Origin of the sequence: Streptococcus oralis (assembly GCF_026782235.1) — a bacterium.
In the GTDB taxonomy this organism is placed as follows: Bacteria; Bacillota; Bacilli; order Lactobacillales; family Streptococcaceae; genus Streptococcus; species Streptococcus oralis_CC.
Genome location: NZ_JAKUWE010000008.1, coordinates 18,575 through 31,779 on the forward strand (window position 1 = coordinate 18,575; position 13,205 = coordinate 31,779).

A 13,205-nucleotide genomic window follows, 5' to 3' on the forward strand; every position below is an offset into this window, starting at 1 on the left:
ACCTCTCTCCTACCCTCTTACTTTTACAACTTTCTTACCTCGAGTATGTCCCGACTTCAGGCTACGATATGCCTCTCTAACTGACTTTAGAGAAAAATCATAAACCTGGTCAATATTCAGCCGAACCTTCCCATCTGAGACCATTTCCGCTAGAGTGTTAAAATCATCATATGTAGAATGTCTCGGACCCGTGAACTGAGCTCCTCTTATCATAACATATGGTGAAGGTACTAGCGTTCCAATAGCCGTGCCCTTCAATCCTAAACTGAAAGCCAATTTAACATAATCACTTCCATAGCAATCCAAGAATTTTGTAATTGGCTTTGCACTTGCTGATAGAAGAGCATTCTGGATGTTCTCTTCGTAAGCTACTGGTATAGCACCTAAAGACTTCAGATATTCTGAATTTTTCTTACTTGCAATTCCAATAACTGTCGCACCCTTAGCAACTGCATACTGTACTGCGATACTTCCAATACCACCTGCTGCTGCTGAAATAACTACAACATCTTTAGAGTTTAGCTCAATCTTTCTAAAAGCACCTCCCACTGTTAGAGAGGCTACACCCATAGTAGCTGCATGGTTCATATCAATCATCTCTGGTTTCAACACAATTTCTGATTCATTGACACAAACTTCTGTTGCCAAAGCTCCCCTCTTGGTCCCCAATCCAGGGTCACTGATCATTGTTCCAAAAACCTTATCCCCTACTGCAAACCGATTTACTCCTTCACCAACTTCTGTGATAACTCCAGCAAAATCCCGACCAACACCTCTTGGAAAAAGAGATGATTTTGACTCAAACCAACGACTTGGCTTCCTTAGTTTTGTCATAAAAGATAGAAATCGGAGTTGCTTTGCACCTTCAAAAGTCTTATAATCAATAGGATTTAAACCAACTGCATAAACTTCTACCCTAACTTGATTCACTTCTAAAGAATCAGATTTAATATTCACCAAATCTAATACTTCTTCATCACCGAAACGACTATATTGTATTGCTTGAACAACCATTTTATGAACTCCTTTACCCATCTACAAAATTGAGTGAGCGATCAATCATTTTTTTCTTGATTATACACTTATTCTTCATAGATTTCAACTATACTGTTTCTACAATTTCTAACTAAGTTAGCTGTTCATGATAAAAATAGATCTATTTTCTCTTATGAAAGATTATCAAACTATAAATTAGAGAAATCCGACTGCTTTTATAAGCAGCCGGATTTTTATATATCTAATTTTTCAAAAAATTTTCCTGTTGACTGCTTTTCTTTTAGCTTCTTCAGCAGCTCGTTTTCCAGAAAAGGATTTAGTTCATCAAAATCTTGGCAAACCTTAAAGACAGTTTCTCCGTCCAACTGGCCATAAGTTAGTTCATAATAGTCCTTATGATGATGCCAGTTCTGGTCATAATTGACATCTGTCCGCTGATAGAAAACGATATTCTGCTTCGGAGTCAGGTAAAGCTTCTGCGTCAGAATGCTTTTCTGATCTTTGGACAGCTTGCTACGACTGAAAATCTTAACACCTTGAAAAATCTTGTGCTCATGAATACCTTGATTTGTGACTTTCAATTCAACTCTTTTATAGTACATATAGTCACCTCCAGAAACTACCTACATTATATCAGATTTTGGCAGATTATCAAGCCAAAGTGTCATTTCCAAAAGTCTTTCGTCGCCTCTAAAATCTCTTCTGTAGGCGTCACTGTTGCTTCAATAATAGTCTTGCCAGTCTTTTTCAGATAGGCTTGTATCAGATGATAACCATAAGCATAGCCTGCAGCATAGGGCATTCCAACCGGTATTTGACCCTGTATCTCCGCGATTTCATCACCGTATAGATAAGGAGCCATTTCCGCCATCCCTGTTAGCTGAAGCTGACTTGAGATGATGGGCTTAATCTCTTCTAACTGCTCTGGACTGGTTGAAGTAACCCAAGGCCCAATGAGATCCTTACCATAGAGCTCAGCCGCAAAAGACTCTGCCAAGCCTTCACTGACTACCCAGTCTGCTAATGTCGTCTGCTGATTCCATTTGATAAATTGGAAGCGGACATTATGGTTGCACTCATGAGCTAGCGCTGCTTGTACTCGTGGCAAAGTATAGTCATTTGGTAGTAGACTAAGCATGAGGTAGCCTGGAATTCCACCATCTCCACTGTATCCCTTATTAATCTGTAGCATAGGTTTTTCTGGATTACCCAATAAAATAGTAAAATGGTAATCCTCAACCTCTAAGTCATAGCCAGCCTGCTCAAAAAGATCAATACTCCTCTTGATGGTATCTTGACAATTTTGCCAGAGTTGATCAGAGCTCAGAGCGTCTATAGCTGGTCTATCCTTTTCTGAGAGAGTTGAGGGTAACTGATTCATAAAACCAAGTAGGAATAGAGCATCAAATCCTCCAGGATACTTTGCTTTCAGAGGGATGTGTTGCGTTTGGTATTTGGTTGCAAAAGGTGCTAATATTTTCGCTCGAAAACAGCCTTCTCTCTTTTCTAAAGGAAGCTCGAGCATCTCTTGGTAAACTTTATCTGAACGAATCATATTGATTTGCATGGTAATCTCCTTTCTTATCTATTATTAGTATAATCCCTTACCTAAGGTCAGAGTCAAGAAGAAAATTGAATTTATATCAAGATTCTAGTAATTGTTAGTAAAAAAACTAGAACTTTCGTATCAGACCATAATTTCAAGTAGCTTTACCCATTTTAAATCGTAACAGAAAAAACCGCTACTCCTAAGAATAGCGGTTTTATATGTTTTTTAAGCTACAAATGTAGTTGCTCTATTATTTAAGAGTAACTGAAGCTCCAGCTTCTTCCAATTTAGCTTTGATTTCTTCAGCTTCTGCAGTTGGAACGCCTTCTTTGATGACACCTGGTGCACCATCAACAAGTTCTTTAGCTTCTTTAAGTCCAAGACCAGTGATTTCACGTACAACTTTGATAACGCCAACTTTTTTGTCACCAGCAGCTGTCAACTCAACGTCAAATGAGTCTTTAGCAGCACCAGCGTCAGCAGCACCAGCTGCAGCAACAGCTACAGGAGCAGCTGCAGTTACACCAAATTCTTCTTCGATAGCTTTTACAAGGTCGTTCAATTCAAGGATTGAAGCTTCTTTAATTTCAGCAATAATGTTTTCAATGTTCAATGCCATTGTTATTTCCTCCAAATAAGTTTTTAATTTATAATAGTTTATCCGTAGCTAAGCTACGCTGCGTAGCCTAAGATTAAGCTGCGTCTTCTTTGTTGTCTGCAACCGCTTTGACTGCAAGAGCAACGTTGCGCACTGGCGCTTGAAGTACAGAAAGGAGCATAGAAAGAAGTCCTTCGCGGTTTGGAAGAGTTGCAAGAGCAACGATTTCTTCTTTAGATGCGACAGCGCCTTCGATTGCACCACCTTTAATTTCAAGTGCTTCAGCGTTTTTAGCAAAATCGTTCAAGATTTTCGCTGGTGCGATAACATCTTCGTTAGAAAATGCTACTGCAGATGGTCCAACAAATACTGATGCAAGATCTTCAAGACCAGCTTTTTCAGCTGCACGACGCAAGATTGAGTTTTTGATGACTTTATACTCAACTTCGCTTCCACGAAGCTCACGACGAAGAACTGTATCTTGATCAACTGTCAAACCACGAGCGTCTACAACGACAATAGATGCAGCAGCTTTCATTTTTTCAGCTACTACGTCAACTAGTTCCGCTTTTTTAGCAATAATTGCTTCACTCATTAGTGTGTTCACCTCCGTAATTATTTTGCTTGGGGAATTCTTCCAAAAGAAAAACGCGCCCAAACCTAGACACGAAAGTACAATACGCTTCTTTTTACATGATACGTTTTGTCCTCGGTAGGATCTTTATGAGTCGAGCTCCCCTACTGTCTTAGGCAGTTTTTTCAAACCGTATATAAGTATAGCATAGACAAAAAAAGAATGCAAGATTTTTGCAAACTTTTTTGAAATTTTTTTAAATCTCGACTGTCAAAACTTTGCCTTGCTTAACCACCTGTTCTCCAGCGATATAAACATCATCAACATCACTGGCTTTGACTGCATAAACTAGGTGAGAGAGCATATTTTCCTGAGGTTGGAGATGGATTTTCCCTTGAGGATTAATGACCAGAAAATCTGCCTGCTTACCAACTTCCAGACTTCCTATCTGATCTTCCATTCCAAGAACCTTAGCACCTTCTATCGTTAGAGCTTTGAGAGCTGTTTCGATAGGAAATTGGCTGGCATCTCCACTCTTCATTTTCTGAAGGAGGGCTGCTGTCCGTCCTTCCTCAAACATATCTAGATTGTTATTGGAAGCAACCGAGTCAGTCGCAATCCCCACTGCTACTCCTGCTTTTTGGAGTTGGATGATTGGAGCGATTCCTGAGGCCAGTTTTAGATTACTGATAGGATTGTGGGCGATAGCCACTTGAGAGGTTGCCAAACGTTCAATTTCTTGTTCGTTTAGTTCGACCCCATGAGCAAAAACAGACGGATGATCTAAGTAACCCAGTTCTTCTAGAAAGGCGAGGGGGCGTTTGCCGTAGCGTTTCAGGATAATTCCTGATTCCTCCTTGGTCTCCGCCACATGGATATGGATGGGAATGTCCAGCTCTTTTGCCATATCTAAGCTCGCTTCCAGCAAGTCTCTACTACAACTGTAGGGAGAATGTGGAGCTACCATAACCTTGAAATTTGGATTTTCATATCCTAAGATTTCCTCGATGATGGCACGTATTCTGCTTATGGTCTCAGCAGTTGTTTCTGCCTCTGAAGAAAAGAGGGTCGGTGAGAAATAACAACGCATCTTAGATGCCTTGACTGCCTGATAAATTTGCTGGATATACACACCATTGGGATTATACATATCGTTGAAGGTTGTTGTTCCTGACTGGAGCATTTCTGTCAGAGCTTCTTTGACTGCCTTGGTAGTCATATCTGGTGTAAACCCAGCTTCTGCTGGCCAAATATAGTCATTGAGCCATTCATGGAGGTTGCTGTCATCTCGAATCCCTCGCAAACCTGTCATAGCAGAATGGGTGTGGCAATTAACCAAACCAGGCATGATCCAGGCTCCCTGATAGTCTATAATCCGCTCAGCTTGCTCTAAAATCTCTGGCTCCTCTTGGCCGACATAGACGATTTGAGAGTCCTTAACGGCTAAGATACCATCCAAATAAACATGGAAATCTTGGTCACAAGTCACGGTATTTACATGCTGATAGACTTTCATTGTTTTCTCCTTCTAAGACCCTGATTTTTTCTAGCTATTGTAACAAAAAAGTCACCCGAAGGCAACTTTTTTTGTCCATAAGATTTTAAAATAGAAAGGATCATTCAGAGCTAAAAGCTGCAGCTTTCTGCATTTGGTAATACTTGCCCTTTCTAGCCATGAGGTCATGATGGTTACCATGCTCAACAATATCACCATCCACCAAGACTAGAATCAGATCCGCATCCTGAATGGTTGACAAGCGGTGGGCGATGATAAAGCTGGTGCGCCCCTTCATCAGTTTGGCAAAGGCATCCTGAACTAGCACTTCTGTCCGTGTATCGATGGAGGAAGTCGCCTCGTCTAAGATAAGAATCTTAGGGATAGCTAGAAAGACTCGGGCAATGGTCAAGAGCTGGGCTTGGCCGACAGAGAGAGATTCTCCTGCATTTTCCAACTTAGTATCGTATCCCTGTGGCAACTGTTGGATGAAAAAGTCTGCATTGGCTGCATTGGCTGCTTTGGCAGCAGCAATCACCTGCTCCCGACTGGCTTCAGGATTTCCAAAGGCAATATTGTCATGAATGGTCACTTGCTTGAGCCAAGTTTCTTGGAGCACCATGCCAAACTGCTGTCTCAATGATGCTCGGGTATAATCGTAAATAGAACGACCGTCTAACAAGATATCTCCCGAGTTAATAGGATAAAAACGCATGAGGAGATTGATGAGAGTTGACTTACCAGCACCTGTTGGACCAACGATGGCTACCTTGCTACCAGCTGGGATATCGATAGACAAATCCTTAATCAAGATCCTTTCAGGATTGTATCCAAAAGAAACATGCTTAAAGGAAATGGCGCCCTTGACTTGGTCACTGGTCAAGACTTCTTTACCTGTTTCAGCAACCTCAGGACTTTCTAATACAGCATAGACGCGCTCTGCACAAGCGAGAGCACTTTGCAACTCGGCTAAAACAGAAGAAATATCATTAAAGGGCTTGGTGTACTGTTGGACGTAATTCAAAAAAGTCACTAAACGTCCGATGGTCAAGGTGGACCCCATCATGATACGATAGGCTCCCACTCCAGCAAGAAGAGCATAGATGAGTGCATTAACAAAGCGAGTCGAAGGATTAACCGTTGATGAATAAAAGATAGCTGACTGAGAATAACCTGCGTAGTTGGCATTCGCCTCATGCAGTTTTTTGATAAACTCTGTTTGAGCATTGAAGGACTGGATAATAGTCTGCTGGCTAAGTGATTCTTCAATCAACTGAGTCTGAATCCCCCTGGTCTCTGTTTGCTTCTGGAAGAGATGATAGGACCGTTTGGCAATAAAGCGTGAAATCACCATAGATAATGGCGTCAACAGCAAGACCAAGAGGGTCATGAGAAGGTGAATTTGGAGCATGGCTAGAATACTAACCAAAATCATCAAAACACCAATGAAAAATTGATTGAAAATCATGGTCAAGCCGGCTGCCAGCTGTTCTATGTCTGTGGTCACACGACTGACCATCTCTCCACTGCCCTGCCGGTCCACAAAAGCAATCGGTAAACGATGGAGCTTATGGATAATTCGCTCTCGCAAGTCTTTGGTATAAGAGAAGATTAGACGATTATAAAGAAGAGGATTGGCCCATTGTACCAGTGTATTTCCTATGACCACCAAGATCATCTGGATGAAAATCTGCCAAAAAATTACTGAAGAACCAGCCACTAGGACTTGGTCGATGACCTGCCCAATCAAAATAGGTAGGTAAATCGATAAACCAACTTGGGCAATAGTTCCTAGAAAGGCTAGGAAAAGGAGGAAGGGATGGCTTGCTAAATCTACGGCCAAACGTTTGAGCGTCTGGTTTGCAGTTTGTCGTTTCATGCTAGTCCTCCTTTCCATGTTGGGATGCATTGATTTCACGATAGACTTGACTAATTTTCATCAAGTCATCGTGCTTGCCAACAGCTAATAACTCACCTTTTTCCAAGAGGAGAATCTGGTCAGTCATCTGAAGTGTCGAAGTCCGTTGAGAAATCAAAATTAAGCTCGTGTTAGGTAAATTCTCTCGGATAGCTTTCAAGAGCTTAGACTCGGTGATGGTGTCGAGGGCCGAGGTCGCATCATCCAGGATGAGAAATGGAGCTTGGCGCAAGACTGCACGGGCGATAGACAGCCTTTGTTTTTGTCCGCCTGAGAAATTTCGACCTCCTGCCTCAACAGTAGCATCCAAAAGTCCTTCCTTTTCACTGACAAAATCCTTAGCTTGCGCGATTTCCAAGGCCTGCCAGAGTTCCTGGTCAGATACTTCTTGATTCAAACCCAAAGTCAAGTTGGAACGAATAGTTCCCTTAAAGAGTTCGATCTTTTGGGGAACATAGGCAATCCAAGACCGCCACTGCTCAAGATTAAGAGGACTACGTCCATCTCGATAAAGGTCAATGATCCCCTTGTCTACTGGATAAAGTCCAAGTAAGACTTGCACCAAGCTTGACTTACCAGAACCAGTTCCCCCGATGATACCAAGGATTTGCCCTTGTTTCATATCAAATGAAATGTCTCTCAGAGAAGGCTGGGCCGCATCAGGATAGGTAAATGTCAATTCTTGGACTTGTAAAACCTTATCACTGGTAGTTTTCTTTTGTTCTAATTCTGAATGAATATCCTCTGGAGCTTCGGCAAAGACTTCCTCGATTCGCTTAGCTGAGATGTAGGACTGGTTGAGAGAATTGATCAGCATGGCGAGCTTGACCAATTCCACCAAGATTTGCAAGAGGTAGTTGATAAGGGCAATCAGGGCACCTTGACTAAGTAAGCCTCCTTGAATTGAAATATAGCCCTGCCAGATGATGACGAGAAGGGTTCCATTAACAATCAGATAGGTCAGAGGTGTTAACAAACTAGACCAGAAGCCTGTTTTTTCTTGCAATCTGGCATAAACTTGGTTAAGAGTTTGAAAAATCTTTAACTCTCGTTTTTCCTGACCAAAAGCACGAATAACTCGCATCCCTTGCAATTGCTGGCGCGTTTCCTGAACCAGCTGGTCCGTTTTCTTTCTAAGACTACTGTAGAGAGGATTGACCAATCGAGAGAGCCCGACAATGACAATCGTCAAAATGACAACCATGACTAAGAACCAGAAAGTCAGCTCAGCAGAAATGCGATAGGCCATAAAGATAGCCCCAAAAACAATAATGGGCGCTCGCAAAAAGAGGCGCAGAAATTGATTGATCCCAGTCTGAATCTGGTAGGTATCCGAAGTCAAGCGAGTCACCAAGCTCGAAGTTGTCAAACGATCTCTGCTATCCTTGGGTAAGGAAAGAATATGACGATAAAGGTCGTCTGTCAGTTCTTTGGCAAATCCAACCGCAGCCTTGGCTGAGTAAAACTGGGCTACCAAGGCCACTAAAACGCCAATTACTGCAAAGACGAGGAGCAGGCCAATCTGCATCCAGAGGTGTCCTTGATCTCTCTGGGGCAAGGATTGGTCAACAATCCCAGCAATCACCATGGGAACCAAAAGTTCAAAAACAGCTTCTAGCAGCTTGAACAAGGGTGCCAAAATGGATTCTTTGATGTAGGGTTTGAAGTAAGATAGTAAGTGTTTCATAAGTCCCTTCTATTCTTATTCTGGAAATGAAGAAAGTGGGAAGCCCCACCCTCTCAGTTTTATTTGTTTAAGTAAGGTAATAGATAGCCATATCCTGCCTTTTCCATCTCGTCCTTGGCTACAAAGCGCAAGGATGCAGAATTGATACAGTAACGCAGGCCACCTAACTCCTGGGGTCCATCTGTGAAAACATGACCCAAGTGAGCATTTCCTGATCGAGAACGAACCTCGATTCGCTCCATTCCATGGCTCAGGTCTTCGTAATAATGAATCAATTCCTTAGAAATTGGACGGCTAAAACTTGGCCACCCACAACCTGAGGCAAACTTATCCTTAGCGAAAAAGAGTGGCTCACCTGTCGTAATGTCTACATAAATGCCCTCTTCAAAAGTTTGGTCATAAGCATTGGTAAACGGTGCCTCTGTAGCAGATTCTTGGGTAATACGATAGGACTCTTCGGATAAACTGTCCTTTAGCACTTCTTGACTAGGCTTTTCATAATTTGAGGCGTCAATCAATGGTTTCTCAGCATCGGTCACATCGATATGACAATAACCGGAAGGATTTTTCTTGAGATAGTCTTGATGGTAGTCTTCTGCTAAAATGTAGTGGCGAAGTTTCTCCACCTCTACTGCAATCTTTCGCCCCAGCATACGCTCCTGCTCCTGCACCACTGTGTAGATAGCTGGCAAGTCTGCTTCATCTTGGTAATAGATCCCCGTTCGATATTGGCGACCACGGTCATTCCCCTGCTGGTTAATAGACAAGGGATCAATAACACGGAAATAATAAAGCAAAATCTCTCTGAGTGACACTGCTTTCTCATCATAAATCACTTGAACCGTTTCTGCATGGTCTGTTTCCTTGAGTAGTTGGTAATTGGTCGTTTCGATTTGACCATTAGCGTAGCCAACACTGGTTGCTAGCACTCCAGAAATTCGTGAAAAATATTCCTCTAAACCCCAAAAACAACCACCTGCTAGATAAATTTCTGCCATCTTTATTTCTCCTTTATCAATTTTTTAACTAATACTCTTCGAAAATCTCTTCAAACCACGTCATCTCTATCTGCAACCTCAAAACAGTGTTTTGAGCAACCGGCGGCTAGCTTCCTAGTTTGCTCTTTGATTTTCATTGTGTATAAACTTCTTTTCAAAAAAAGGATAGGAAGCCCTTTAATCAAGACTTTCCCCATCCTATCTTCTATTTCTTTACTTTGTTTCGACACGGACACCTTGGGTATCAACCTTCAAATCATGAAGTTTGCCTTTGAAAGACTGCTTTTGCAATTCTGCCTTAATCGCTGGCATCTTGTCATGAGAAGCCAAGGCCATAACTGTCGGTCCAGCACCAGAAAGATAGGTTGCATAGGCACCATTCTCTTTGGCTACTTGCTTAATCGTCGCAAATTCACGGACCAGACTTTGACGATAACGCTCGTGGAAGAGGTCCCCCTCGATTGCTTGGCCAGCTGTCACCATATCTCCTGCTAATAAGGCTGCAACGGCCACATTGGCGATAGAACTAGCTGCAACAGCTTCCTTGTAGGACAATTTCTTAGGAAGGACACCTCGGCTATCGCGAGTGCGTAATTCATAGTTGGGAATATAAGCTAGAAAATCACACTCCGGGAAGTCTGCCACAATCGCAGAAACGTGCCCTTCAACGGAACTCGCAACAACAAGATTTCCATAAATGGCTGGAGCTACATTGTCAGGATGTCCTTCAATCTTGGTAGCCAACTGCAATTTGTCGTGGTTAGATAAGTTGAGATTGCCCAGTTGGTTAGCCAGTTCAATTCCAGCAACGATAACCGAGCTAGAAGAACCCAAACCACGCGCCAAGGGAACATCACTGGTCATTTTCAAGCGTCTCGGTTGCAAGTCAGGCGCAATTTGCAAGGCAATCTTGAGCAAGAGATTACGCTCGTCATGTGGAATCCATTTGCCAATCTGGTGTTCAATCAACCACTCATCTCGTTCTTCACAGACCTCAATTTGAAGATACTTGGTTACAGCTACACCAACCGAATCAAAACCTGGCCCGATATTGGCACTGGTTGCAGGTACAATAATCTTCATCCTATTCTCCTAACACCTTGAAGGTATTCAAGAGGTCAAATTCTGAAGCTTTGGCCAACTCAGCTGAAACATTCTCAAGTTGTGCTTTATTAATCTTATGAGTGATAATCACTACACGCGCCTTGTCACCCTCTTTGCCATCTTGGAGGATTTGCTTGAAGGAAATATCTTGAGCATTAAAAATTTCAGCCAATTTCAAAACCTGACCTTTTGAGTCTGGTGCCAAGATTGAGAAATAGTAGTTTGCTTTAACATCTTCAGGATTTGCCAAAACCAATTCACGGCTATATTCGTTGAAGTCTTTACCAATAGTGCCATCATTCAAGCGACGAACGATACGGACAATATCTGCTACAACACTTGTTGCAGTTGGTTTTTGACCCGCACCTGGTCCGTAGTACATCGATTCACCGATGCCGATAGATTCTACAAAAACAGCGTTCATTACCCCATTCACACTGGCAAGTGGATGTGCTTTAGGAAGGAAGGTTGGAGTCACTTCTGCAGCAATACCTGAAGGAGTTTCCTCGATAGAACCTACCAATTTCACTACATAGCCCAGGTCTTGGGCTACAGCTACGTCTTCTGGCGTAATATTGCGGATTCCCTTGTGGGCTACATCGTCAAAGGCAACCTTCATCCCAAAAGCAAATTGGCTCAAAATCACCATCTTGTAGGCTGCGTCAATCCCATCCACGTCATTTGTAGGGTCGCTTTCTGCAAAACCAAGTCTTTGCGCTTCAGCCAGAGCATCATCGTAAGACCAGCCTTCTTCCACCATCTTGGTCATCATGAAGTTGGAAGTTCCATTAACAACGCCAAGAACGCGCGTAATTTTGTCAGAAGCCAACGAATTTGCCAAAGTACGAAGAATTGGAATCCCACCAGCTACTGCTGCTTCATAGTAAAGTGCTACATTATGCTCTTTAGCGATTTCTAACAATTCTGCACCATGAACAGCCAAAAGGTCCTTGTTAGCAGTAACAACGTGTTTCCCAGCTTCTAAGGCACGAGTGATAAAGGTCTTAGCTGGTTCGATACGCCCCATCAATTCCACTACGATAGTAATGTCCTTGTCTGATAAAATATCGTCTACATTGGTTACAAAGTTAAAGTCATTTCCTGCTGCAAGCAAGCGGTTCTTTTCATCTTCATCCTTGACCAATACCTTGGCTACTTCAATCTCTGAATGAGCTGACTGAACGATTTTTTCTCCATTTTCCTTTAGGAGGAAAGGCACGCCACTTGCAACGGTACCAAATCCAAGTAAAGCAATTTTAACTGTCATGTTTGTCTCCTAGAAATTTTCTGATATAGCCATTATAACAGAATTTTATGAAAATTCCTATTCTGGTAAATCACTATTTCGGTCTAGAAAAGAAAAAACGAATCCCAAGATTCGTCTTTCCTGATAAATGAAAATTGATTTTAAAAATTATGAACGAATCTTTTGCAGATTAAGAACTGCATCGTGATTGATCAAGATTTGCCCATACTCTTGCAAGACTGAACGACTGATATCACTGTCGTCTGCAAACTCACGCATACGAGCCAAGAGCCAGGCTGGATATGGACTTGGATGATTTTCCACATCGACTAAGATTGTCAAATAATAGTGTCCATTCATCTTATAAAGTTCAGATGTTTCCATCCGGTAGTTAACCGTCTTTGCAAAAGCAACCAAGTCAGCAAGGCTTGCAAAACGCAGGATATAGTAGATATAAGGTTCTTTCTTATTCTCCGTTTCCTTGTCTGCCTGCTCTTGCTCTTCTTCCTTTGCTTCGACCTGCTCTAGAGATTGGATGGCCTCAATATCATCCTTGGTCTTATCTGCAATGCTTTTTTCCAAGGTTTTGAGAAATTCATCCGGCGACATTTGGGCTAATTCTTCCATGTCGGGTAGATCCGCTAAATCTTCAAAATCCAGATTCTGGTCAATCTTGGACTTGGTCACAAAGACGTCGACCTTATCAGGTTTTGGCGTCACACGGAAACTTAGCATGCCACTGTCCAAGAAATTGTCTGGCATTTCCAGTTCATCTAAAATAGTATAGAAAAACTCTTCAGTTTTTTCCTGCGGAACGAGAAAGTCTGCAATCTCCATTCCCCGATCCATCAAATCATCTAAAGTCATCGTGATTTTCAGTGTTGTATCACTAATTTGTTTCATCTTCATATCTAGTAACCTCATACTTTCAGTCTATCTATTATACTAGATTTTTACGATTTTATCAAAAGAATGAAGCGAGAATATTGTATATTTAGAGTTAATTTTATAATAGGGAACTATATATCAGTTTACACCAA

12 protein-coding genes and 1 other annotated feature are annotated in these 13,205 nt (G+C 42.0%); all 12 genes read right to left on the reverse strand.

The window, feature by feature from the left end:
* Window positions 1-9 precede the first annotated feature (9 nt).
* The 12 genes from MK396_RS09865 to mecA all read right to left on the reverse strand — a co-directional run bounded on the left by MK396_RS09865 (window position 10) and on the right by mecA (window position 13,074).
* The gene (locus tag MK396_RS09865) at window positions 10-1,014 is read right to left on the reverse strand and encodes an NADP-dependent oxidoreductase (RefSeq protein WP_268724433.1); all 1,005 of its coding nucleotides are present in this window, start codon (window positions 1,012-1,014) and stop codon (window positions 10-12) included.
* A gap of 215 nt (window positions 1,015-1,229) precedes the next feature.
* Window positions 1,230-1,598 carry an EXLDI protein gene (locus MK396_RS09870; RefSeq protein ID WP_268724434.1) on the reverse strand — a complete coding sequence of 123 codons (369 nt, stop codon included), beginning with the start codon at window positions 1,596-1,598 and terminating at the stop codon, window positions 1,230-1,232.
* Between the two features lie 62 nt (window positions 1,599-1,660).
* On the reverse strand, window positions 1,661-2,563 hold the full coding sequence (locus tag MK396_RS09875; protein WP_268724435.1) for a DUF2268 domain-containing protein: 903 nt from the start codon (window positions 2,561-2,563) through the stop codon (window positions 1,661-1,663).
* Window positions 2,564-2,795: 232 nt separating this feature from the next.
* On the reverse strand, window positions 2,796-3,164 hold the full coding sequence (gene rplL, locus MK396_RS09880) for a 50S ribosomal protein L7/L12 (RefSeq protein ID WP_001196964.1): 369 nt from the start codon (window positions 3,162-3,164) through the stop codon (window positions 2,796-2,798).
* 73 nt (window positions 3,165-3,237) lie between these two features.
* Window positions 3,238-3,738: a 50S ribosomal protein L10 gene (rplJ, locus tag MK396_RS09885; RefSeq protein ID WP_001287266.1), complete on the reverse strand. Its 501-nt coding sequence runs from the start codon at window positions 3,736-3,738 to the stop codon at window positions 3,238-3,240.
* A 38-nt stretch (window positions 3,739-3,776) separates the two neighbouring features.
* Window positions 3,777-3,912 (reverse strand) — a sequence feature (ribosomal protein L10 leader region).
* A 61-nt stretch (window positions 3,913-3,973) separates the two neighbouring features.
* Window positions 3,974-5,233, reverse strand: coding sequence for a TRZ/ATZ family protein (locus tag MK396_RS09890; protein WP_268724436.1), 1,260 nt, complete (start codon window positions 5,231-5,233; stop codon window positions 3,974-3,976).
* Between the two features lie 100 nt (window positions 5,234-5,333).
* On the reverse strand, window positions 5,334-7,091 hold the full coding sequence (locus tag MK396_RS09895) for an ABC transporter ATP-binding protein (protein ID WP_268724437.1): 1,758 nt from the start codon (window positions 7,089-7,091) through the stop codon (window positions 5,334-5,336).
* A 1-nt stretch (window position 7,092) separates the two neighbouring features.
* The gene (locus MK396_RS09900) at window positions 7,093-8,817 is read right to left on the reverse strand and encodes an ABC transporter ATP-binding protein (protein WP_268724438.1); all 1,725 of its coding nucleotides are present in this window, start codon (window positions 8,815-8,817) and stop codon (window positions 7,093-7,095) included.
* Window positions 8,818-8,876: 59 nt separating this feature from the next.
* A complete protein-coding gene (gene msrB, locus MK396_RS09905) occupies window positions 8,877-9,815 on the reverse strand; it encodes a peptide-methionine (R)-S-oxide reductase MsrB (protein WP_268724439.1) in 939 nt (312 codons plus the stop codon).
* Between the two features lie 213 nt (window positions 9,816-10,028).
* Entirely contained in the window at window positions 10,029-10,898 is an 870-nt protein-coding gene (gene thrB / locus MK396_RS09910) for a homoserine kinase (RefSeq protein ID WP_268724440.1), read from the reverse strand.
* Between the two features lies 1 nt (window position 10,899).
* Window positions 10,900-12,186, reverse strand: a complete 1,287-nt coding sequence (locus MK396_RS09915; protein WP_049500334.1) for a homoserine dehydrogenase — start codon at window positions 12,184-12,186, stop codon at window positions 10,900-10,902.
* Window positions 12,187-12,333: 147 nt separating this feature from the next.
* Complete coding sequence (mecA, locus tag MK396_RS09920; RefSeq protein WP_268724441.1) at window positions 12,334-13,074, reverse strand: adaptor protein MecA; 741 nt, start codon at window positions 13,072-13,074, stop codon at window positions 12,334-12,336.
* Window positions 13,075-13,205 lie beyond the last annotated feature (131 nt).